Annotated in this window: 18 protein-coding genes; 12 read left to right on the forward strand and 6 right to left on the reverse strand. The window is 49.9% G+C overall.

Going from position 1 to position 23241, the window contains the following annotated elements; translation table 11 throughout:
* Positions 1-29: 29 nt before the first annotated feature.
* The 6 genes from BRW63_RS22560 (at position 30) to BRW63_RS28540 (ending at position 3765) form a co-directional block, all read left to right on the forward strand.
* Complete coding sequence (locus tag BRW63_RS22560; RefSeq protein WP_073074637.1) at positions 30-371, forward strand: hypothetical protein; 342 nt, start codon at positions 30-32, stop codon at positions 369-371.
* Between the two features lie 67 nt (positions 372-438).
* Entirely contained in the window at positions 439-630 is a 192-nt protein-coding gene (locus tag BRW63_RS27810) for a hypothetical protein (protein ID WP_106254134.1), read from the forward strand.
* A 531-nt stretch (positions 631-1161) separates the two neighbouring features.
* A complete protein-coding gene (gene upp, locus BRW63_RS22565; protein WP_073074638.1) occupies positions 1162-1812 on the forward strand; it encodes a uracil phosphoribosyltransferase in 651 nt (216 codons plus the stop codon).
* A gap of 77 nt (positions 1813-1889) precedes the next feature.
* Complete coding sequence (locus BRW63_RS22570; protein WP_073074639.1) at positions 1890-2225, forward strand: hypothetical protein; 336 nt, start codon at positions 1890-1892, stop codon at positions 2223-2225.
* Between the two features lie 102 nt (positions 2226-2327).
* Positions 2328-2624: a YggT family protein gene (locus tag BRW63_RS22575; RefSeq protein WP_073074640.1), complete on the forward strand. Its 297-nt coding sequence runs from the start codon at positions 2328-2330 to the stop codon at positions 2622-2624.
* Positions 2625-3078: 454 nt separating this feature from the next.
* Complete coding sequence (locus tag BRW63_RS28540; RefSeq protein ID WP_181314475.1) at positions 3079-3765, forward strand: hypothetical protein; 687 nt, start codon at positions 3079-3081, stop codon at positions 3763-3765.
* 104 nt (positions 3766-3869) lie between these two features.
* On the opposite strand, the gene BRW63_RS22585 is transcribed toward BRW63_RS28540, so the two are convergent.
* Positions 3870-5495: a cyclic peptide export ABC transporter gene (locus BRW63_RS22585; RefSeq protein WP_073074642.1), complete on the reverse strand. Its 1626-nt coding sequence runs from the start codon at positions 5493-5495 to the stop codon at positions 3870-3872.
* 227 nt (positions 5496-5722) lie between these two features.
* Here BRW63_RS22585 and BRW63_RS22590 point away from each other — a divergent pair, with 227 nt between their 5' ends.
* Entirely contained in the window at positions 5723-7111 is a 1389-nt protein-coding gene (locus BRW63_RS22590) for a sensor histidine kinase (protein ID WP_223257477.1), read from the forward strand.
* Here BRW63_RS22590 and sipA read toward each other — a convergent pair.
* From sipA to BRW63_RS22605, 3 genes are all read right to left on the reverse strand, one after another.
* A complete protein-coding gene (sipA, locus tag BRW63_RS22595; RefSeq protein WP_073074643.1) occupies positions 7108-7323 on the reverse strand; it encodes a regulatory protein SipA in 216 nt (71 codons plus the stop codon). The two genes, BRW63_RS22590 and sipA, sit on opposite strands and share 4 nt — an antisense overlap.
* 59 nt (positions 7324-7382) lie before the next feature.
* Entirely contained in the window at positions 7383-8309 is a 927-nt protein-coding gene (locus BRW63_RS22600) for an ion channel (protein ID WP_083583181.1), read from the reverse strand.
* 222 nt (positions 8310-8531) lie between these two features.
* A complete protein-coding gene (locus BRW63_RS22605) occupies positions 8532-10073 on the reverse strand; it encodes a gamma-glutamyltransferase family protein (protein ID WP_083583183.1) in 1542 nt (513 codons plus the stop codon).
* A gap of 172 nt (positions 10074-10245) precedes the next feature.
* Here BRW63_RS22605 and BRW63_RS22610 point away from each other — a divergent pair, with 172 nt between their 5' ends.
* From BRW63_RS22610 to BRW63_RS29690, 3 genes are all read left to right on the forward strand, one after another.
* Positions 10246-11766, forward strand: a complete 1521-nt coding sequence (locus tag BRW63_RS22610; RefSeq protein ID WP_073074645.1) for a SagB/ThcOx family dehydrogenase — start codon at positions 10246-10248, stop codon at positions 11764-11766.
* A gap of 691 nt (positions 11767-12457) precedes the next feature.
* Positions 12458-15427 carry an L-glutamate gamma-semialdehyde dehydrogenase gene (gene pruA, locus BRW63_RS22615; protein WP_073074646.1) on the forward strand — a complete coding sequence of 990 codons (2970 nt, stop codon included), beginning with the start codon at positions 12458-12460 and terminating at the stop codon, positions 15425-15427.
* Positions 15428-15518: 91 nt separating this feature from the next.
* Positions 15519-15641, forward strand: coding sequence for a hypothetical protein (locus tag BRW63_RS29690; RefSeq protein WP_262983567.1), 123 nt, complete (start codon positions 15519-15521; stop codon positions 15639-15641).
* 49 nt (positions 15642-15690) lie between these two features.
* Here BRW63_RS29690 and BRW63_RS22625 read toward each other — a convergent pair whose 3' ends face one another.
* Positions 15691-17955 carry an amylo-alpha-1,6-glucosidase gene (locus tag BRW63_RS22625; RefSeq protein ID WP_073074648.1) on the reverse strand — a complete coding sequence of 755 codons (2265 nt, stop codon included), beginning with the start codon at positions 17953-17955 and terminating at the stop codon, positions 15691-15693.
* 253 nt (positions 17956-18208) lie between these two features.
* Complete coding sequence (locus BRW63_RS22630; RefSeq protein ID WP_106254132.1) at positions 18209-21448, reverse strand: ATP-binding protein; 3240 nt, start codon at positions 21446-21448, stop codon at positions 18209-18211.
* 416 nt (positions 21449-21864) lie between these two features.
* On the opposite strand from BRW63_RS22630, the gene BRW63_RS22635 reads away from it, so the two are divergent.
* Both BRW63_RS22635 and kaiB read left to right on the forward strand, forming a co-directional pair.
* Positions 21865-22773 carry a circadian clock protein KaiA gene (locus BRW63_RS22635; RefSeq protein ID WP_073074649.1) on the forward strand — a complete coding sequence of 303 codons (909 nt, stop codon included), beginning with the start codon at positions 21865-21867 and terminating at the stop codon, positions 22771-22773.
* A 38-nt stretch (positions 22774-22811) separates the two neighbouring features.
* Positions 22812-23126 carry a circadian clock protein KaiB gene (gene kaiB, locus BRW63_RS22640; protein WP_073074650.1) on the forward strand — a complete coding sequence of 105 codons (315 nt, stop codon included), beginning with the start codon at positions 22812-22814 and terminating at the stop codon, positions 23124-23126.
* The last annotated feature ends 115 nt before the right edge of the window (positions 23127-23241 follow it).

The raw sequence follows: 23241 nt of genomic DNA on the forward strand, positions 1-23241 counted from the left end.
AATCTTTCCTCACCTTAGAATTTAGACTCATGCACTATCCCACAACTCCTGATGAGCGATATTTTGTGGTCAAGGGGCGGCTGTGGCGATGTTCTAATCCTGGGTTAGACCCGGAAGAACGATCGAGCCTCGTCAAAGATCTGATGAACGCCCGCCGAGCCGTCCGACACGCCCTAAACAGTGAAGATGAACTTGCTCTAAAAACCGCCCGTGAACAGGTCAACACCGCCAAAGTTGCGCTCGGTGAACGAGGTGCCGTTTGGTGGACTGATGGCGCACCTGACTTTAATCGTAAGCTCGTCAAAAATACGCCCTATGCAGATTGGCATGCGACGATCGCAGGGAGCCATATCACTTGTGTAGATGCATAACTTTAGAGCGCGTTTCTAAACTAATCATTAAGCTGTTTTCTCCTGTTCACTATCCCGAACTTCTGGCGTGACGGTCGGAGTGCCCCTGATGGGAGCCGTGGTTGCAGCAATCAGCGCCAGCGTTGCCCCCAGAACCGATATCGTTAACGCCGCACCCAAAGCCGCGCTCGTGGCAGGCTTTCAAGGCACGTTTCAACTCGCAGCATTAATTATCGTAGGAGCCACAGTTGCAACCGCAATCGGCACTCGCAAATCTTGAAAACAAAGAGCGCTCAATTGAGCCAGTTCTACATGAATCACAACTAGAACAACGGGGCGATCGACTAAACAGACAGGTTTCATTCTAGCGATCGGATGGTTTCTCAGTTCTGCCCTAGTTAGCTGTTCGCAAACTAAAACCGCAGGTGCTCCATCCGGTTCTACAACTGCTCTTGCACCTGTTAGTAGTCAAAGTCAAGCTAGTTTGGTGCGACTGGGCTATCAAAAAGGTGGCACTATTCCGATCGCGGGTCAGCAAGTAGAAGAAAAGAATAGCCCAGCTCAAGAATCATCTCTTAAGTTGGGCTAAAACCGATTCCTCTAGAGAGGAGAACACTGTAAAACACTATAAATTTATTGAGAATTATTGTCAACACTATTGCAAATAATCTCAACAAATTTTCAGGACGATCGTTCTCGTCAGATTCAACGGTATTTTTTTACCTACAAAACAACGAAATCATCTCAAACAAAAACAGGAACAGAGTATGATGAGTCAACCTTTTGACCGGACGGCTTCCCTCGATCGCTTATGACTCTTCAACTGCGTGTTTACGTTCCACCCCATCCCCTGATCAAGCACTGGCTGGGCGTAGCCCGCGATGCCGCCACGCCTTCCGCCCTATTTCGCAGTGCTATGACCGAGTTGGGGCGCTGGCTCACCTATGAAGCCATTCGTGAGTGGCTCCCTACTGTCGAGACTACGGTAGAGACTCCGCTGTCACCTTGTCCGGCGACGTTTATTAACCCAGAGGTGCCGATCGTCGTGGTGCCCATTCTCCGCGCTGGGCTTGGGCTTCTAGACGGCGCCCAAGGCATTCTTCCCTTAGCGTCTATCTATCATCTAGGGCTAGTGAGAAACGAGGAAACTTTAGAGGCAAGTTGTTATCTCAATCGGCTTCCTGACCAGATCGACTCGCAAACCCATGTGCTGATCACCGACCCGATGCTGGCGACTGGAGGAACGACGATCGCCGCCATGAAAGAATTGACGCAGCGAGGCGTTAACCCAGCCCTCGTGAGAATTGTGTCAGTGGTGGCGGCTCCTCCAGCGCTGCAAAAGTTGAGTACGGCTTATCCCGGTTTAAATATTTACACGGCCGCGATCGATGAAGGCCTCAATGAAAAAGGCTTCATCGTGCCAGGGTTAGGAGATGCAGGCGATCGTACGTTTGGAACCTAAAACTAGAGTTATCGTTTAGGTCGAACGGCGTTAAACTATAGGTGAGACTCAGTTGATTGAAATGAGCAATATGAGTGATGAGTCAACAAGATAACTTTTCGGGTGGCTTTGTTTTAGGCGCGATCGTGGGCGGTGTCATTGGGGGCGTGCTAGGCTCTCTGCTGACGGCTCAACGACTAGAAGGCACGACCGAAGACCCTTTGTTAAAGTCCGAAGACGGCAAAAATAACAAAACCAAAAAGCGATCGATTCATGGCTCGACTGAGCAAGATATCGAAATAGCTCGGCGGAGCCTAGAAGATAAGATCGCTCAACTTAACGACTCGATCGACGATGTGCGCCAACAGCTAGGCAGCGTTAACGGGCGGGCAACCGAGATCGCTCGAGAACGATCATTCACCGAAGAGCCATAGCGCTAGAATGCTTCGTGAGAGTGATCGCGATCGGGCGAAGATCGCTTAAATCATCTGCAAAACATAAAAACCCCTAGACCTCACCAAGGAATCTGCAAATCTATGAATCCTTTGCAACTGCTCATCAGCACTATTAGCGGCTTTGTCGGCATCTATCTGGTGCTTTTGTTTATTCGGATCTTGCTCAGTTGGTTTCCCAATATTGACTGGCTTAATCCTCCCTTCTCGATTTTGAGCCAACTGACCGATCCTTACCTCAACATTTTTCGATCGTTCATCCCCCCCCTCGGCGGGCTTGACTTCTCTGCAATTCTGGCGATCTTGGCGCTGCAATTGCTTAGAAGTGCGTTGATGTCAGTGCAGGTTTCAGCCGGGATGCAAAGTTCGTTGTTTGGCTGATCTCGGCAGGCGCATCTGACGGTTAGAGGGGTTCGCTTAGTCGAAAAACATAGGACGATCGTAAAGTGGCGGTTCGTCCTATGTTTTTTGACGAGAATTCCTCCGTTACTTTTCTTCATAAACATTCAAGATTGAGAAGCAGCCTGGTGATTAGAGTCGATCTTTCCCAAGCGGTGAGTAAGATCCCAGACCCGCGCCAAGCGAGTAATGCGACGCGCTAGGGTTTGAGCGATGTGATTCTGGGAGCCTTTTCGGTGTTCTTCATACAATGCGAATCGTTTTTGGAACATCAGCGGCAGATGCAAAGTCGGCGGGGCAAGGACAACGCTCAAAGTCTGTTTGGATTGGGAGCAATACCGAGTTCACCTCAAATCCGCACTCTATTGGATGAAGTGGAAGCAGTCGGATTGTTCGAGGTGTTTTTCAAGGTGTATGCGGCTTTGAGGCGGGGTGGTTGCAGCCTGATCAGCATTGGAATGGACATCTGTTGGTCGCATTCGATGGCACAGAGTATTTCAAGTCGCAGAAGATTCACTGTGAGTGCTGTTCGAGTCGGACTCACAAGAATAGCAGCGTCACTTACTTTCATCGCGCCATTTTGCCCGTGATTGTGTCACCGACCCAACGGCAGGTGATGGCATTAGCCCCGGAATTGGTCACGCCTCAAGACGGTCACGAGAAGCAAGATTGTGAAGTGGCAGCAGCCAAACGGTGGATCAGCACTTATGCGGCTCAACGCACCCTCCAGCCAGTGACGTTCCTCGGAGACGACCTCTACACTCATCAACCGATGTGTGAACACTGCTTGGCGCATCAACTCAGTTTTATCTTTACTTGCTTGCCGGAGTCTCATGTTGCGTTCTATGACTGGCTCGGCTACTTGGAAGCCAACGGCGAAGTCAAGACCCTAGAAACCCAACACTGGAACAAGCGCACGAAAGAGATTTATCGCTATCGCTATGTCAATCAGATGCCGCTACGCGATACCCAGGTTGCGCCATTTTGTGCCCTTGTCAGCCCGATAAAAATGGCGTTTAACACTTTTCGTAAATCGACCTCTCGGAGGTTGCCCACGGGCTTTTCAGGCGGCAGTAATGGCGCTATCTGCTGCCATTCTGGGGCGGTTAAGTCGCTGTCGTAATAAGGCTCACTCAGGGTCTCAACTGAGAAATAGTCGATTCTTTTAGGTATCGCTGATCTATTCGCTCCCTGGACTACTCCTTCATTTATATTTACAAACACTTTCTAAAGATCGCCCACCGATTTGTCATATTCGATCGTTCCATAATCGAGTTTGATCATGCGATCGGCAACGTGAAAATAATGATCATCGTGACTGATCACAAAAATGGTTTTTCCCTGACGCTTTAATTTCGGCAAAAACTCAGTGTAGAAAAGCTCTCGAAACGTCGGATCTTGATCCGATGCCCATTCATCAAATAGATAAATCGGTCGGTCTTCTAAATAAGCAGTCAGAAGACTTAACCGTTTGCGCTGCCCTTGAGAAAGCTCGATCGTCGAAAGTCTGCCGTTGCTGATGGTGACTTTGTGATCAAGGTGCAACTGCTTGAGATAAGCCTGCGCCTGATTATCAAGGTTGGGATTGTTGATGCCCAGAAGCCGATCAAACAAATAAAAATCGGCATAAATCGCAGAAAAATGTTGTCGATACCACTCTCGATTTTCTGAGGTGATTCGCTGTCCGTCTAGCCAGATTTCACCCTGATCAGGAACGTAAAGCCCCGTTATCAGTTTGGATAACGTAGACTTGCCACTGCCGTTACCTCCAACAATAAACACCAATTCTCCAGGACGGAAAGCCAGATCGATCGGGCCTAAAACGAAGCTGCTCTCTTCTCCCGGTCGCTCATAGTGGTGAGTGATGCCCCGCAACTCTAAGCGCTGCCAGTCAGGGTCAACCGCGACAGGCAACGTATTCACCTCGGCTTTGCTGCGAAGCGCCAACCCCAAAAGATCAATCTTTTGCAGAGAGACACTGGCTTGACCCAGCACAGGCAGCTTTGCGACCAGCTTCTCTAAGGGCAACGTGGTGTAAGTAAAGATCAAGACGTAACCAGAAAGCGTTTGCAGCGGCACTGCCAAGATTTGAGGCAGCGCAAATAAGACAAACCCGATCGCAAAGAAAAAGATCAGTCGCCCCAAACTGCTCGTCATCGCTAACAAAATCAACGCATTGACATTGTGACGACGATAGCTGGCAGAGGCGACTTCTAAATCATCTGATAAGAAGGTTTGGCGGCGATCGTAGTGCAGCTTTAGCTCCTTAATGCCGTCAGTAATCGTGCGAAAGTGTTTGAACAGTTGATCTTGATCTTCACGAGCCAGCTTTAGAAATTGATAGCCGCGTCTTAGCAACAACTGAGTCGTGACCATGGCTAACACAAACAGCCCCATCACCATGAGAAACCCTTGCCACGATAGCCAAAGGATATAAGCAAAAGAACCCACGATCGTGGCTAAATCGATACATAAATAGGGAAAGAGCGCGACTGCATTGGCAACCGCATTTACGTCTTCAGTCAGGGTTGCCAAAATTCGAGCGTTGCCCAACTGTTCTAAATGGCTCAACTCTGAAGAGAGAATTTGCCGACTCAAGACTAACCGCAAGTTAAAGACGGCATCTTGTGACAGTTGCACCAGCACCACCTGCGAAACTACGCTAGTGACCAGCGAGACGACTGCCAGCAGGATAAAAATGCTCGCGATCGAGCCGATATCTCCACCTGACCCCAGCGCGCGGCTCGCTAGCGCAATCAGAGCCGCACTACTCGCCCCGCTGACGAAGCCTGTAAAAATGGCGATCGCCATCCTGCCGCGAGAAGATTGTAGTAAGAAGAGGAGTAATTTCATTCAGGGTCAAGGGTCAGGGGTCGAGAGTCAGTTCTGAAACCTGTTTCAGTCTAAAGTCTAACGTCCGAATTTTGAGCAACCATCGACAAATTTGGGCAGTGTAGGTCTATAGCAATCCTAAGTGAATGGTGGGATGGGCATCTTGCCCGTACAAGCTGGAAGCCTGTCCCACTCTGACAACTGAAATAAGATTGCCATAGACGATCGCAAGCTGGACGAGTGCCTCTGTGTTTTCTGAAGCCGCCGATGATTTTCATCTCAATCTGATGCTGCCCATACTCTCTGAAGGGGGCGAGGCATTAAATCTTGAATCTACCCTGCAAGCACTGCCTCTCTATCAGTTTCAGGCAGAACTAAGTTGCTTAGGCATTGAAGTCGCGCAAGTTTTTGAGCGCCATCCTCTCGTGCCGGGGGTGATTTTGGTTGAGCAAGGGCAATTTGTCGGGATGATTTCGCGGCAGCAATTGCTAGAGTATTTGCTGCGTCCTCACGGCATCGAGTTATTTCTAAAGCGCCCTTTGCGGGTTTTATCGAGCTATGCGCCCAAATCTTGGCTGATGTTAGCAAGCAACACTTCAATTTTGAGCGCAGCACCGCAGGCATTACGGCGATCGCCTGAGTGTTTGGCAGATCCGATCGTGGTTCAACAGTCATCGGGTTATCAACTGCTAGACATTCACGCTCTCAATATCGCTTACTGGCAAATTCGAGGCATTGAAACGCAGGTTAGATATGAGCGGCTGCAATTGCAAATGCTGCAAAGCGAAAAGATGGCAAGTTTGGGACGGTTAGTCAATGGCGTGGCGCATGAGATTTTAGACCCGGTAAGTTTTATTTGGGGCAATCTCAGCCACGTGTCTGACTATAGTCAAAATCTATTAACGCTGGTGTCTGCCTACGAAAAAGCTCTGCCGCAGCGCACTCAAGAGATTGCCCATATTCAGGAAACGATCGAACTCGACTATCTCAGAGAAGACCTACCAAAAACTCTCAAGAGCATCAAAACAGGAGCAGAACGCCTATCTAAACTCGTCAATGGGTTGCAAAATTTTTGTCACATTGATGAGGTCTATCCCAAGCCTGCGGATTTACATGATTGTCTAGATGGCATATTGTTGCTGCTCAAAAGCCGTGTCAGCACTGAGATTGAGATTGTTAAGCACTATGCTCAGTTGCCGCCTGTGCCGTGTTTTATCGGGCAACTGAGTCAGGTTTTTATGAATATTATCAGTCGATCGCTCGACGTTTTGCTTAATCAAGCCGTGAGCGATCGTCTTAGCTCAGAGTTAAACTTGCCAATCCGTGAATCTAGAATTCGTCCGCGGATTACGATCGTCACCGATTTATGTACGTTACGAGAGAGTGATACTCGGTGGGTTTCGATTCGCATTTCTGACAATGGGCTGGGTATGTCTGCTGAAACTCAACAGCAATTGACAGAAGCGTTTTCGACCAATCAACCTTTTGCGAAAGAAACCAGCTTAATCACCAGTTGTCGCATTATCACGGCTAGGCATGGTGGAAAATTTAAAGTCTATTCTCGCATCCACCCGACTGACGATCGCACAGAAGTGCAAGCCAGGACAGAATTTGAGATTTTGCTGCCCGTTGCTTAAGCAGGTTCGAGATAGTCAGCCTCTAATAGAAACGCACCGCGCGCAAATTTCACCCCCCAATAACCGCCAGGGCGACGATCGATCACAATTCCCTCCTCGTTGAGGTGAATCACATCGGGCGGACGCAGCATCGGCATCGGGTCAGCCGTTTTGACGTAGGGCGGCAGCGAGACCACGCGAACTTTAGATCCGATCGAAAATTCTTTAGCCATTGTAGTAGAGAGTGAACGGAATCAATACTAGTAGTGTGTCATCTAAAACCAAAATATCTCTACAGGACATCGTGAAACCGAGTGAAATCGATCGCGCGTCGCCCGTCTGAGGTTTGAGTTAACAGATCGGCAAACTGCATGTCCCATAAAATCTCTTGAGTCAGATAAGAATAGCGAGCGTGAACCGTTTGGGCAACGGTTTCATCGATTCCGGTTAATGACACCACAATCTCAGTTGCACGGTCTCTCAACGATTCTGGAGTTTCACCATACAAGGGGCTATTTTCGTCGATCGGGTGCATTGCAGTCCAAGTCAAGTTAAAGACTGGAGACAGTTGGCGACTGAGGCTCAAGTCATAAAAGCGCCGGATTGATTGACCTTCTTCGGTAACTTCATCGCGCACCAAAAATACCCAAAGTCGAGCTTCTAAAATCTGGTTGCCTCGCTGGTTGGCCGTCCTAAACATCAGCGTTGGCACCCCGTTATATTGGGCAATGATGGCAACACGACTAAACAAAATTCGTGCTGTCGGTCGAGCGAGGCGGGCAAATGCCAACCCAGTAATCACAGCTACGCCTAATAGACCTAGCATGGCCTCGATCGACACAACCACGTTGCCATAAAACGTTTTGGGTGAGATGGCACCATATCCGATCGTAGCCATCGTCTGCACACTAAAGAAGAATGCGTCCCAAAACGAGCCAGGTTGAGCATTGGCAAGATTGTCACCGCCCACTAGATAAAACAGCGCGAACAGCGTATTCACCACGCCGTAAAGCAGCATCGTCAGGGCAAAAAACCGAGACCAAGAGATAGTCAACAGCAAATAGTAGAGATCATCCCAAGGAGAACGCTCAATGCCCATCCGCACGACATTGGCGTGTCCTTTCTCATCTAACATTCGCTGTGGCGCAGACGGCGTTGATTCTTGAGATTGCTGTCTGCCGATTAATCGACGAACAAACCGTTTGCTGAGAAGCTTCATAGTCAGAATCGTCTAGGTTTGCCCAAATCCTACCGCATTTCTTTAATAGGCTAATGCGATGAAGCTTTTCGCTGCGGTTGCAAATCCGGGTTGCCCCCTAAATCCCCCAAAATTGGGGGACTTTGAACCTCAATTCTGGGCTAGAAGTCCTCCAAATTGGGGGATTTAGGGGGCTGAAGCGCTGAAGAACGAAGCGAAAGAACTCATCAGACTGACGTTTCTTTAATAGGCTAATGCGATGCCATCGGCGCGCGGCTCTGAGGCAGCCATAAAAACCTTGCCCTGGCGCAAAATCATTTGTCCTCGACCAAAGGCACTCGGTTCTGCACTGAGTTGAATTTTGTGGTCACGATCGCTCAATCCGACTGCCACTCCACGCGGAACCGTTTGTTCCAAAAGCACTCGATTTCCTGCCATCCACTGCCAGCGAGGAGCATCTAACGCCGCCTGCGGATTCATGCCGTAATCCACCAGATTGACCACCATTTGCAAGTGACCCTGCGGCTGCATCGGGCCGCCCATCACCCCAAATGGCCCGATCGGGTGCCCATCTTGACTGAGAAACCCCGGAATAATCGTGTGGAAGGGGCGTTTTCCGGCAGCGATTCGATTAGGATGACCAGTTTCTAAAGAGAAACCTGTAGCGCGGTTTTGCAAAGCGATACCCGTTCCTGGAATCAGAATGCCGCTGCCAAAGCCCATAAAGTTTGACTGAATAAACGACACCATTAAGTCATTGTCGGATGCCGCTAGATAAACGGTGCCTCCTTTGGGAAGTCCGGCGGGGGCGATCGCGAGTGCCCGATCGCTGATCATTTGCCGCCGCTCTGCCGCATAAGATTTGCTGACTAAATGAGCGATTTCAACCTCCATAAATCGTGAGTCAGATACGTGCTGGTGAGCATCGGCAAACCCTAATTTCATCGCCTCAATTTGTAGATGAAAACTCTCTACCGAGTCGCGCGCATAGTTAGATAAATCAAACCCTTCCAGAATATTCAATGCCATCAAGGTCGCGATGCCCTGACCATTGGGCGGCATTTCCCAGACGGTGACACCCCGATAATCGGTCGAGATCGGATCAACCCACTCGGCTTGATGGAGTGCCAAATCTGCTTGAGTGATCAGCCCGTTAGTTTGAGCCGCAAATTGCGCGATCGCTGCCGCCAATTCTCCGTGATAAAAAGATTCGCCGTGACTGTGGGCGATCGCTCTCAGCGTCTCTGCATGAGCAGGACTCCGCCAAATCTCGCCCGCATTCGGTGCCCGTCCGTCTGGAAAAAACACCTGCTGAAAAGGCTGAAACTCTTCGCCTGTGAGCGGCAAATAGACTCGCTCGGCTCGTTTCCAGGCGCGGGCTGTCTCAGGAGAAACCGGAAACCCCGACTCCGCATAGTGAATCGCAGGCTCAAACAAGCGATCGAAGGGCAATTTCCCCCAGCGTTTTGAGAGGGTTTGCCACGCTGAAACCGCTCCCGGAACGGTCACGGTTGACCAGCCCAAAGTGGGCATCTCTAACCATTCAGCCAAGGGGTCTAGCATCATTTGCGGACTTTTGCCCGACGCATTTAAGCCGTGAAGCGTACCATCCCAAACCAGCGCAAAAGCATCTGAGCCAATGCCGTTTGAGGTTGGTTCGACGACCGTGAGCGCGATCGCCATTGCTAACGCCGCATCGATCGCATTGCCGCCCGATCGCAGCATTTCCAATCCCGCTAAGGTTGCTAAGGGTTGGCTCGTTGCGACAGCGGCTTGAGTGCCCATGATTATTCTTCGTCCCGACGGGTAAGGATAGTGATTTAAGTTTTTATTGATTCCATTAAAAATTGATGCTCTCATGTGATTCTAAAATAGTTTTTATTGCGATCGAGGTTCTCGTTAAATTAGCTCAAACCCGTGTCAAGATCAAAGGCACAGCCTACCTGACTCGATTTCTATGTCTGACTTGAAAGCGTCGATCGCCGTTCACTACCACGAGCGCACCAAATATGACCCAGAGACGATTCGCGCCAAGAGTAAGTCTCTCAATTGGAGCCAGCAACCCGTTCCTTTCAAAGATTACAAAATTGGGGTTTCCTTTGATCTCAAGCCCTATCTCAACAACCCGCCCCCAGATCCAACCGCAGAATGGTGGCAACGGTTATCAAAACTGCTCTTTTGCAGCTATGGGCTGACGGGCATGATTCCGACCGATGCAGAACCCCATTATGTGAGAGCGGCACCCTCGGCTGGAGGGCTATATCCGGCTGAAATTTATTTGATCTCTCGCGGCACACCCTTCTTACCCGCCGGACTCTACAACTATCAGGCAAAGACGCATTCTCTCTTGCAATTTTGGGAAAGTGACGTTTGGACATCGCTGCAATCGGCGTGTTTTTGGAACCCAGTGCTAGAAGGTACGCAACTCGCGATCATCCTCTCAGCCGTTTTTTATCGATCGTTTTGGCGCTATGAAGACCGCGCTTACCGCAGAATTTTTCTCGACACCGGGCACCTGCTCGGAAATCTAGAGCTTGCCAGTTCTCTCAATGATTTTCGTCCTCATCTGATCGGGGGCTTTGCCGATGAAGCGGTCAATCAATTGCTTTATTTAGACTCTCAGCAAGAAGGCACGATCGCGGTGATGCCTTTAGCCGATGTGCGAGAAGTCAACCAAAATCTACCGCTGACGCAGACTGCACTCCCCTCTAGCACTCAGCGAGAATATCCTGACCTTGACGACGGAGCGCTGCTTGATTATTTTCATCAAACAACTCAGATTCTGCTTAACCCGACGGCTAAAGTAAATTGGAAGCTGTCACCCGCCGAAGAGCAAGACAAATACAATTTTCCCTTCTGTCTCAAGATGTCCACCGTTTCAGAGGCGATCGCGTGGGGCGACCAGCTAATAGATCTTGAGCAGACAATTTTGCGGCGACGATCGACCCGTGCATATAATGGTGCCGCTCTTACATTGGATGAATTGAAGGCTTTACTCGACTTCACCTATCAGCCTCAGCATTACGTCGAGCAAGATCTAGACGGCTCTCCAGACTATTTTGATTTGAGTTTAGTCGAAACCTTTATCGCCGTTTCGTCAGTCACCGGGCTTGAAGAAGGCTGCTATTACTACGCCCCTAAAGCCCAAGAGTTACGGCAAATTCGCTTTAAAAACTTTCGACGAGAGTTGCACTATCTCTGTTTAGGGCAAGACTTAGGACGCGATGCGAGTGCAGTTTTATTTCACACAGCAGATCTAAAAGCGGCGATCAAGCGATACGGCGATCGAGCTTACCGCTACCTGCACATGGATGCCGGACATTTGGGTCAGCGCCTCAACCTCGCCGCCATTCATCTCGGTTTAGGGGTAAGTGGCATTGCTGGCTTCTTTGACGATCAAGTAAACGAAGTGTTGGGCATCCCCGCAGATGAAGCCGTGTTGTATATCACCACACTAGGGCGACCTCGACGACCTTAAAGCAAAGGACAATCGCGATCGTATCCTCAGTGATTGGAGGGCAGATTCCCTGACGATCGGACGGTCATTTAAAGTTCTATTGGCTTCTGAGAACAATCATAGTAACTACTTTAACGTCAGTTCGGGTTAATCATTGCCTGCCTAGCGATTGAACCTGGTCTCCTGTGCAGCCTGCGATAGTTTGATCGTCCAATGCCGAGCGTCTCGCCCCCTAAATCCCCCATGCTGGGGGACTTGGAATGGGCACAATTTCTTGAACGCGGTCGATCTTTCTGCTTCAAAGTCCCCCAAGTTTGGGGGATTTAGGGGGCGAAGGGAACTGAAACGGAGCAGTAACTTATCCCGAACTCAGGTTACTTTAAGAGAATTTCTGTTTTGAGGATTGTCGCCTCGAATACCAATCTGAGGCGATCGATTCCCTGAAGATTAGACCATCTGATGTGGATTAAGAACCCTCACCCCAAACCCCTCTCCCCAGGGAGAGGAGCTTTGAAGCGATTTCTAGTTCTCTCTCCCAGAGGAGAGGGCTAGGGTGAGAGTTCTGAGTCGCACATTGCGTTAAATTTGCTTGACAAACGATCGTGGTTTGTAGAGGCTAAATTGCAGAGTTGCCGTCTGTAGGGACGTTCTATGGCGACAATGGTAGTCAGAAGCTTTTGATTGACTAGACAATTTTTTGAGATAGGAACTTATGGTTGCCCAAGTATCTGACCGCATTTATGAAACTCAAACCCAAGCGATCGCGCGTCAACTGCTCGGAGCCACTCGCGAGTCTCGATCGTTCTTTGCCCAAATGCGCGATCAGATGCGCTGGGATGACAAACTCTTAGGTTGGACGATGGAGAATCCTGGCTTGAGAGTGCAGTTATTTCGTTTTATTGACTGTCTGCCTTCTCTCCGCAGCAAAGCTGAGATCGCCCGCCACTTGCAAGAATATCTCACCGATGCCAGCGTCGAGCTACCCTCAGCCTTAAAGGGATTGCTCAATTTCGCCAACGCGGACTCAATGCCGGGGCAGGTTGCTGCTACAACGGTTTCAACAGCGGTCGAAGCTCTGGCACACAAATATATTTCTGGAGAAAGTACGAAGCAAGTTCTTAAAACGCTAGAGCGATTGCGAAAAGAGAAAATGGGCTTCACCGTCGATCTATTGGGTGAGGCGGTGATCACCGAAGCCGAGGCGCAATCTTATCTCGATCGCTATCTCGACCTGATGACCCAACTCACCGAAGCCTCTAAGAATTGGGCAACGGTTCCGGCGATCGACCTCGCAGACGGGCAGCCGCTGCCAAAAGTTCAGGTTTCGGTGAAGTTGACGGCGTTTTATTCGCAGTTTGACCCGTTAGATGCTCAAGGTAGTCAAGAACGCGTTAGTGAACGTATTCGAGTGTTGCTGCGACGGGCAAAAGAATTAGGCACCGCCGTTCACTTTGACATGGAGCAGTACGCCTATAAAGATTTGACGCTGACGATTCTCAAGCAGATTTTATTAGAGGATGAGTTTCGCGATCGCAGTGACGTTGGCATGACGCTGCAAGCTTATCTGCGAGACAGTGAGCGAGATTTGCAAGATCTGATCGCTTGGGCAAAACAGCGCGGCACTCCGTTAACCATCCGGTTAGTCAAAGGTGCCTATTGGGATCAAGAAACCATCAAAGCGGCGCAAAAAGATTGGGATCAGCCTGTTTATAACGAAAAATCTGCAACCGATGCCAACTTTGAAACGCTAACGCGATTGCTATTAGAAAACTACGAACATCTCTATGCCGCGATCGGCAGTCACAACGTTCGCACTCAAGCACACGCGATCGCGATTGCCAAAGCACTCAAAATTCCTGCACGTCGCATCGAGTTTCAAACCCTCTATGGAATGGGAGACAAATTAGCCAAAGCCATTGTCGATCAAGGCTATCGAGTTCGCGTCTACTGTCCCTACGGCGACTTGATTCCGGGAATGTCTTATCTGATTCGCAGATTGTTAGAGAACACAGCAAACAGTTCGTTTTTGCGACAAGATTTGGAAGAACGCCCGATCGAAGAATTACTTGCTGCACCTCAAAGTTCCGAGTCAAAGTCCGCAATTCTCAATCAAAACTTCGTCAATGTTGCCGATACTGACTATGCCGATCGAGAGTCACGCGATCAGCTTCAACAAGCCTTGCAAACCGTGCGTCAGCAGTTGGGCAAAACCTACCTACCTTATATCGATGGGCAATTTGTCGAAACCGATGACAAGCTGCCTTCGGTGAATCCGTCTCAGTTTAGCGAGGTGGTGGGGCAGATTGGTATGATCAGCATCGACCAGGCAGAACAAGCGATCGCGGCAGCTAAAGCGGCGTTTCCGGCGTGGCAAAAAACGCCCGCAGCGCAGCGATCGGCCATGCTTCGCAAGGCGGCGGATCTGCTAACTCAAAGACGTAACGATCTGATCGCCTGGATGGTGCTAGAAACTGGCAAACCCGTTCGCGAAGCCGATGGCGAAGTCTCAGAAGCGATCGACTTCTGCAACTATTATGCCGACGAGATGGAGCGATTAGATCTTGGCGATCGCTATGACCTGCCCGGAGAAACCAATCACTATCGCTATCACGCCAAAGGCATCGTCGTCGTCATTTCTCCCTGGAACTTCCCGCTAGCAATCCCGCTGGGGATGACAGTTGCCGCGCTTGTTACGGGCAATTGTGCCCTGCTCAAACCTGCCGAAACCTCGTCGGTGATCGCTGCAAAACTCGCAGAAGTGCTGATTGACGCTGGATTTCCGCGTGGGGTGTTTCAATTTGTGCCCGGAGACGGCTCAACGGTAGGCGCACACCTGGTTAAGCATCGCGACACTCACATGATTGTCTTTACGGGTTCTCAAGCGGTGGGGTGTCAGATTTATGCTGAGGCTGCCGTTTTGCAACCGGGGCAGAGACACCTGAAGCGGGTTGTCGCTGAGATGGGCGGCAAAAATGCCATTATTGTCGATGAAAGCGCTGATTTAGATCAGGCAATTCAGGGCGTGGTGCATTCGGCATTTGGCTATAGCGGACAAAAATGCTCGGCGTGTTCGCGAGTCATCGTGCTTGAGTCGATTTATGAGACGTTCTTAAATCGATTGATTGAGGCGACCCGATCGCTCAACATCGGTGCCGCAGAATTGCCCAGCACTCAGATTGGGCCGGTGATTGATGGCGAATCTCAAAGCCGCATCCAGAGCTATATTGAGCAAGGTCGAACTGAGGCAGAAATTGCCTTAGAGATGCCCGTCCCCGATTCGGGTTACTTCGTTAGTCCTGTGATTTTTGCCGACGTTTCACCCGATGCCAAAATCGCTCAAGAAGAGATCTTCGGTCCGGTTTTAGCGGTGATCAAAGCCAAAACATTTGAGGAGTCGCTGACGATCGCCAATGGCACTCCTTATGGGCTGACTGGCGGATTATATTCCCGCACACCGTCTCACATTCAACAAGCCCAAGCCGAGTTTGAAGTCGGCAATTTATATATCAATCGCGGTATTACAGGTGCGATCGTGGCACGGCAACCGTTTGGCGGGTTTAAGCTCTCAGGGGTTGGCTCAAAAGCAGGCGGACGGGACTATCTGCTGCAATTTTTAGAGCCTCGCGTCGTCACCGAAAACGTCCAGCGGCAGGGCTTTGCTCCCATTGAAGGAGCCGACTAACAAAACGTCAGTTCGACGAGTTTTTCCGCTTCGTTGTCAGCGGCTTCTGCCCCCTAAATCCCCCATTCTGGGGGACTTTGAACCGGAAATTTTGGCTCGAAGTCCCCCAAACTTGGGGGATTTAGGGGGCGCGATGAACTGTACCGAAGTCGTCGAATTCACGTTAAAAGAAGTGGCGATCGAGTTCTTTTTAGCAGCAGTCCGCAGTTCATGAGACTGAACGCTGAATCTGGAAAAATCCACGATCCAGCGATCGTCTTAATCTAGGCTTCGATCACCACTCGCAAGTTACCCCGTTTTTTAGAGACACGACAGGCCGTTGAAGAACCCGATCGCTCAAACTCTAAATCCAACAGCGTCGAGCCGACTCGCAAATTTCGCAACCCTAAACGATTAATCGACTCAGGCAACGCTGGATCGATAATTCGCAGATTGTTGCCTGGCGCATCGGGGACTAAATTCACAATCATGTGAACGAGTTGGAAAATGCTGCCCGTTGCCCATGCCTGCGGCGAACACGCAACTGGATATTGAACAGGTTCGTTATCGTCGGTGCGATCGTAGCCGCAAAACAACTCTGGCGGGCGCTGATAAGGCTGGTAGCGCGTCATATCGAGCAAACCCTTACACACTTCTAACGCCTGATCGATCAGACCGAGAGAACGCAGCCCGATCGCAATCATCGCATTATCATGCGGCCACACCGACCCGATATGATAACCCATCGGATTGTAAGCAGGTGACGACTTGCTGAGGGTGCGAATGCCCCAGCCATTAAACATATCTGGAGCGCGCAGCCGCTCGGCGACACTATAGGCTCGTTCGGGCGTGAAGATTCCCAAGTTTAGACAGTGCCCCGGATTAGAGGTAATGCTGTCTACGTGCTTGCCGTCTCCATCTAACGCCAGCGCACAAAAATCCTGGTCATCCATCCAAAAATCTCGGTTAAACCGGATTTTGAGATCTCTGGCTTCTTCCTCCCAGCGATCAGCGAGGTCAATGCGCTTTTTCATGCGGGCAATTTGACTCAACCGCACTTTTGCCGCATAGACATAACCTTGCACCTCACAGAGGGTGATCGCCCCCAGTGCTAGCTGCCCCTTACGATTGACGATGCAGTTGCCAGAGTCCTTCCAGCCCTGGTTGTCTAGCCCTCTTTTAGACTTGCGGGCATAGCTGAGATATCCGGTTTCTTTGAGATTGCAATCGACCCAATCCATCGCGGCGATCGCATTTCCCCACAGGCGATCGAGGGTTTCATAATCGGCAGTCCAAGAAAAATACTCGGCGTAGAGCATCAGCCAGAGCGGTGTCGCATCCACCGTTCCGTAATAGGGCGTATGGGGAACTTCTTGACAACGCGCCATCTCCCCAAAGCGAATCTCGTGCAGAATTTTACCCGGTTGTTCTTCGCGCCATTCGTCTTCGACTTTGCCCTGGTAATAAGCCAAGATCGTCAACGTTTCACGGGCAATTTGCGGGTCGAGTAATAGCGTTTGAGAAGCCGCAATGATCGAGTCACGACCAAACAGCGTTGAGAACCACGGAACTCCGGCTGAGAGGGCTTTGCCTTTGCCAAACGTTTGCCGCAGTAGATAAACATCTTGCTCGGAGCGCTCAATAACTCGGTCGAAGGTGCTTTTGTCTGAGCGAATCTGAGTCACCTGCTGCTGCCAGGCTTGCTCCTCCATAAACTCTGCCGCTTTTGCTTGACCGAGGGTGCGGGGCGCATCGACATTTGACACCGATCGTCCATTGCTCAACATCTGCAATCGATAGCTGAGAAGTTTAGTCTCATGAGATTCTAGCTGAAGATGCCAGATCGCCGTATAGCCTTTGAGAAAGTCAGGCTGATGGTGGAGAAATTGAATGCGCGATTCTAGCAGGGCATTGTCTAAACCCAAGTAGGCCAGCACTAGCTCAACAGGCGCTCCCTCAGAGGCTCGTGAAGTCGATCGATGTTCTGGGTCGAGGTCGGGGCTGGCGAGATCGTGGGGCAATTGCCGGAGAAGTTGACCGCGTTGCGGACGATCGCACCCTCGCACCTCAAACAGATCAATAAAGTCGGCATCAAAGCTGACACTAAGTTCAAAACTAACGGCTTCAGTGCTGTAGTTAGAGATCTCGATTTCTTCAAATAAGCCGCCGTTGAGCACCAGTTCACGTTTGATGCCAATGTTTTCGGCAGAGACTTTTTCATCTAAACGCGGGTTGGTGCACAGCACTGAGAGCGCAAAGCCCTTTTCAGCCGTGCTGCTTAAGAGAATCGGCGATCGTCCATCAATCTGCAATTCTAAACGGCTTAAAAAGCGGGTGTCGTTGCAAAATAGCCCCATGCTGCTGTTGCGACCATCATCAGCAGAGCCACCAATGTTGCCAAAGGTGTCGGTCAGCAAAAACATATCATCGTCTTTGAGCGTTAGCACAGGCTGCGGACGATCGTTTAAAACACCCGCCCATTCTGGGAGAGGTAACTGATCGGCAGGGACAAATTTTCTGCCATCAAGTTCAATAATGTCTAAAGTCATGAAGTCAATCTTTTCCAGCGGAGCGTAGGGGTTTCTGGATTTAAATTTAAACTGGTTTGGGCTGAAGAGGCTGAGAGCTTTGTCGTAAATCAAGATCCCATCACCTTAGAGTTAACCAATGTCTAAATTCTGGCGTTGCAGAATCAGGGATGGAAGGGCTGTAGGGGTAACGCCCCCGCGCCTACCCCCGACGGAGGGCAACCGCAGGGGGATTGCCCCTACCTAAATCATCAAAGATGAATTGCTAGATTTGTCACGTCAAGATTTGGTTGATCTGACTCAATAACTCTTCCATTGATGGTGAATGCAATACTACGGGAGTCGCCATTTCTTGCAATAGGGCTGAAACCGCTTGCTGATCAGAATTTTCTTTAGTTGCACGATGATCGAGAACCAGAATCGGAGGAGCACCGACCAGAGATTTTAGAGCAGACAGCCCTTCTAAGGTAGCGCTTTGAGGTACTGCATCGTGCCAGTAGAACAGAACCAAATCTACGCTATCTGATTGCAGTTTTTGAGCAACTTCTGCCCACGATCGTCCGATCGTGCCTCTAAACCCTGCCGCCTGAATATAGTGAGTCATCGCAGACAGCCATTCTGATTCTTTGGGCAGTTCTGAAGTGTTACCTGCCAGTGCTTCAGCCAGATTTGCTGGGTCGATCGCCATCACCAACGGTCGCCATGCAAAGCCCGCCGCGACTTGAATCACCTGCAAGAGTGCCGAGTCCACTTTCTCTGATCTAGAAGACTGCTCAACTAAAGGCGTTAAACACGGAAACACCGATAGCCCGTGAATTTGATTTGCGGCTTGAGTCGTGGCTTGATCCAAAGTAACCAGGGGCAGAGAGGCGAGAAATGTTTGCTCAGACAAATGCCTGAGATAAGCGATCGGGTCAGGCATCGCCGCATCGAGCAAAACCACATGGGGCTTCCAAACCTGTGCCAATAGCTCTGCTTGCTCTAAGTCATCGGCTTCTAAAACTCGACAGTTGCGGCTGTGTAAGAGGTGATTGAGGTCGGTCGTGGCTTCTGCTGCCGTTTCGGTCTGCTCACCATAGCGAATGGGGCTTAACCGCAAAATCACCAAACTTTCGCCGATCGGCTTGGTTGTTTGAGTCGAGGTCGATTCTTCAGTCACCTGGTCTAGCATTTGCTTGAGTGCCTGATTGGTGATCGGCAAACTGAGAAACTCATCGGCATGATGGCGCTGTGCTTGCTCTCGATCGCCCCTAGTCGCCATCACCGTGACTGGAATATGCCTCGTTTGCGGATCAGCTTTGAGCAACGTCAGCACGTCCCAGCCTGACAAAGTAGGCAGTAGCGGATTGAGTAAAACTGTGCAGGGCTGGAGGCGGCGCGCTTTCTCGACCGCTTCGGTGCCCGATCGGGCAATAATCACGCGATAGCCAAGGTCGCTCAACTGCTCAGAGAGATGCTCGATCGAGCGCACCACCGCTTCGACGACCAGCACGAGACGATTGTGAGGCGAGCGAGAAATGGGTGTAAACACCCCGGATTGATCAGGGTGGTCGATCGTGGATTGTGGATGCGTGGGCGGCAACAGCAAAGTAAACTGACTGCCCTGATGCTCTTTTGAGACGAAGGTGACATCGCCACCGTGCAGTCGTGCCAAACGTTGAGTGAGTACCAATCCTAGCCCAGTGCCTTCAAATCGCCGCGTCAGAGGATTTTCTAACTGCTGAAATTTTTGGAAGATCAAATGCTGTTTTTCAGCCGGGATTCCAATCCCGGTGTCCCAGACGGTGAAAGCGATCCAGCCTTCCCAACGATTGACTCGCAGCCCAATTTTGCCGCCAGTGTTGGTAAACTTCAGCGCATTTGAGAGCAGGTTTAGCAACATTTGACGCAGCCGCATCTCGTCGGCAATCAGGGTTGCAAGACCTGGCTCAATCTCTAGCGTAAAGGTGGGTGGGGCAGAAGGCAGTTCCTGTCCGGCTTCTGGTTTGGCTTCTTCAAGGCGAGACTGCTGCGCTTGCTCAAAGGCGCGGTTGCAGACCGTCTCGATGTTCACAGGTTCTAGCGTGATTTCTAATTGACCCGTCTCCATGCGGGTCAGGTCAAGAATGTCATTGACGATCGTCATCAAGTGCCGCCCACTGCGATGAATCAGTTGAGCATAGCGAACTTGACGCTCATTCAAGGTGCCTAGAAGCTGATCTTTAAGCAGACTTGATAAGCCTAAAACTGCGGTGAGTGGAGTTCTCAATTCGTGGCTGATGCAGGCAAGAAACTCGTCTTTGAGGCGATTAAGCTGCACGAGATCGGCGTTTTTGGCTGCTAATTCTCTGGCAATCTGCTGCTGCTCGGTGACATCTTGAGCTAAAACGAGCCATAAACTTTCTTCGATCAAAGGCAGCGGACACGCGACCCCCGCCGCCTCTAGCTCAGTCTCTAATGCAGTTGAATAAGAGTCAGTGGAGGAAGAACTTCGCTGAGATTCACGCAGCTTTAGATCTGGGTGAATAGTGGGCACTTGCCACCCAGACGTGAGATCTAACTCAGTATTGGGCGAAATAGTGCCGATCGGAATTTTGATCAGATGCAAGATTCGCTCTTGCCCGTTTTTAAGTGGGCAAACGCAGATGCAAGTGTTAGAAGTTGAGCCGAGCCGACAAAAGCTGGTCAGCGGCATCTCGATCGGAGACTCGGCAGATGGGTTCCAGGCATCAGGCGATTGGGTCGGCAGTTTAGAATGCGTGGTAAACTCTAAAACAGCATCGGCATCGTGCTGCACCCAATCGGGGTCAGCCAACTCGTCAAACTGCTGCTGCCAGAAAGTGTTTTCAGCAACGACTCGCCCAGTGTTTGATTGCAGCATCATCGGCATGGGCAACCGCTCTAAAACCTGCATGAGAGACTGAATTGAGGCAGGCAATTGCTCAGTAGATGAAAGCGACAGCGCAAGTTGAGGCTGAAGCGGCAAACTGTCCGATCGCCGAGACGCAAATCGGAGCTTGGCAATTTGCCCTCTTAGCTGCTGTTTGAGCAAGTGATCTGTTTCTGTCGGCAGGGGCTGAGTATCGAGGGGCAACCGATCGGGTTCTTCTGGTTTCTGTTGCCTTGTGGCAATGTCAATGAGCTTCAAGATATAGAGGCTATCGACCAGTCCTTTCAAGTGACGATCGCCATCGACCACTGCCCAAAATCGCTGAGAGCTATCTTTAAATCTTGGTTTACATTCGTTCAGAGGTTGATCAATGAGTAAGGTAGGCAGTGGCTCGATCAGCAAGGAACTCAGGTCAGAAAGTGACTTTTTGAGCGCACTTGCAGCAGTTTTGTCTTGCGCCGCCAAGAGTGACATCAACTTGCGAGCTTGAATCAGCCCGATCGGGTATTGCTGCCGATTGACGACCACTAAGTGACCACAAGCGCTCTCACCCAAAATTTCTACAGCGATCGCCAGCGTAGCGGTCTGAGGACAGATCGGAGCCGATTCAAGAAAGTCGCTGAGGGAAGCATTATGCATCGCCATGAAACACCCGCCGAACTGTGAGGTAGACCGAAAAACAGCACTAAATGCCTACAGATTAAAGGTTCGACAGCTTTGTACTAACATCGAAGCGGGAAACGAAACCCAGATTTGATATTTCATCTTATAAGCAGGTTTTAGGAAAAACTAAATTGTTGCGAGGCTGCAACAAACAGCAATCAACCCGTATATTGAGAACCTGAATTATAAAAGTGCAGAGCCTGGTTACGCCGCCGCTCATCTTATTAAATTCAGCATTCCGTAACCTTTTTTAACGAAAAGCCGTATTGTTAAATAAATATTAAAACTGGTCAGGAATCCTGCTATAAAGACTCTTGACACCTTAGCGATCGGTTTTCAACCCTGCGATCGCATTCAATTCTGTCAAAAACTCACCTTGCCGTCTTTTCTATTTAGCCTTGACAGCCTCACTCTTCAACGTTCAACGTCCTAAGCTGTTTGTTTGCGTTTTTCTCAATTCGAGAGAGTTGGCTCGATCGGTTCAGCAAGCTCTGATCGATGATGCACCGGGCGCACCTCAAAAAGAACGCTACACCGTTGTCAGTCCAGAATCTGATCAGGCATTTTTTTCGCTGGTTGAGCAACAGAGACAGCAGCTTGACTGTTTGATTTTGCAAGACGGCTCTCAGTTGCCCGCTCTCATTACTTGGCTGCACAACCAGGCGACGCTGCTGCCGATCGTGATTCTGGACGCAACGCCAGATCCGGAGGCTGGAGTCGCAGACCTAGAAGCGTCAATCTTTCTATACCATTCAGCAGAAGTTCGGTTAGCGCTTAACAAGGTAGAGGAGATGGCGGAGTTTGTCGATCGCGCGATCGATCAGTTTCTCAATCTTTCTCCTTCGTGTCGTTTGCCCAATGCTTCATCAGAACCGGATCTCAGCACTCAAAACTTCTTGCTGCTGCACCAACGACGGTTGACCGAGAAGCTAAAAGAGCGATTGGGCTATCTAGGAGTCTATTACAAGCGCAATCCTAAAGCGTTTTTGCGATATTTGCCTCAAGCTGAACGAGAAGAGCTTTTAGCTCAATTGCGCGACAGTTATCGAGTCATCATCCTTAATTATTTTGTAGACGACAGTGGATTAAATCAAAGAATCGATGACTTTGTGAATACCATTTTTTTTGCTGATATCCCCGTCGCTCAGATTGTTGAAACGCACATGGAGTTGATGGATGAATTTGCGAAACAGCTAAAATTAGAGGGGCGCAGTGAAGAAATTTTGCTCGATTATCGATTGACTCTGATTGATACGATCGCGCACCTGTGCGAAATGTATCGTCGATCGGTTCCCAGAGAGTCTTAATTGCAAGTTGCTAATTGGTTATTGCTCACGGCTAAATCATGAGTCCATTAAAAAAAACTTACGTTCTCAAGCTCTATGTTGCCGGAAACACGCCCAACTCGATTCGGGCGATTAAGACATTGAACAATATTTTAGAAAAAGAGTTTCAAGGAGTTTACGCGCTGAAAGTGATTGATGTGCTTAAAAATCCGCAGTTAGCCGAGGAGGATAAGATCTTAGCAACGCCCACACTCGCCAAAATTTTGCCGCCGCCCGTTCGTAAAATTATTGGCGACCTTTCCGATCGAGAAAAAGTCTTGATCGGGCTTGATCTGCTTTATGAAGAACTGCGCGAAGAGGAAATTGATGGTTAGAAAATCCGCGATCGCAGCGCGTAAAAGACTTTTGACAAGTCGCTATTTGGTGAACAAATTTAGCAGAGTTACTCCTAATTTCGGACGATCGTTGCTCCGGTTTAAAAAACAATTT

It is taken from the genome of Phormidesmis priestleyi ULC007, assembly GCF_001895925.1.
GTDB lineage: Bacteria > Cyanobacteriota > Cyanobacteriia > Leptolyngbyales > Leptolyngbyaceae > Phormidesmis_A > Phormidesmis_A priestleyi_A.

Excerpts from the sequence above, each read along its gene's own strand:
- BRW63_RS22560 (WP_073074637.1), top strand. The coding sequence starts at position 30 with ATGCACTATCCCACAACTCCTGATGAGCGATATTTTGTGGTCAAGGGG.
- upp (WP_073074638.1), top strand. The coding sequence starts at position 1,162 with ATGACTCTTCAACTGCGTGTTTACGTTCCACCCCATCCCCTGATCAAG.
- BRW63_RS22570 (WP_073074639.1), top strand. The coding sequence starts at position 1,890 with ATGAGTCAACAAGATAACTTTTCGGGTGGCTTTGTTTTAGGCGCGATC.
- BRW63_RS22575 (WP_073074640.1), top strand. The coding sequence starts at position 2,328 with ATGAATCCTTTGCAACTGCTCATCAGCACTATTAGCGGCTTTGTCGGC.
- BRW63_RS22585 (WP_073074642.1), bottom strand. The coding sequence starts at position 5,495 with ATGAAATTACTCCTCTTCTTACTACAATCTTCTCGCGGCAGGATGGCG.
- sipA (WP_073074643.1), bottom strand. The coding sequence starts at position 7,323 with ATGGCTAAAGAATTTTCGATCGGATCTAAAGTTCGCGTGGTCTCGCTG.
- BRW63_RS22600 (WP_083583181.1), bottom strand. The coding sequence starts at position 8,309 with ATGAAGCTTCTCAGCAAACGGTTTGTTCGTCGATTAATCGGCAGACAG.
- BRW63_RS22605 (WP_083583183.1), bottom strand. The coding sequence starts at position 10,073 with ATGGGCACTCAAGCCGCTGTCGCAACGAGCCAACCCTTAGCAACCTTA.
- BRW63_RS22610 (WP_073074645.1), top strand. The coding sequence starts at position 10,246 with ATGTCTGACTTGAAAGCGTCGATCGCCGTTCACTACCACGAGCGCACC.
- pruA (WP_073074646.1), top strand. The coding sequence starts at position 12,458 with ATGGTTGCCCAAGTATCTGACCGCATTTATGAAACTCAAACCCAAGCG.
- BRW63_RS22625 (WP_073074648.1), bottom strand. The coding sequence starts at position 17,955 with ATGACTTTAGACATTATTGAACTTGATGGCAGAAAATTTGTCCCTGCC.
- BRW63_RS22630 (WP_106254132.1), bottom strand. The coding sequence starts at position 21,448 with ATGGCGATGCATAATGCTTCCCTCAGCGACTTTCTTGAATCGGCTCCG.
- kaiB (WP_073074650.1), top strand. The coding sequence starts at position 22,812 with ATGAGTCCATTAAAAAAAACTTACGTTCTCAAGCTCTATGTTGCCGGA.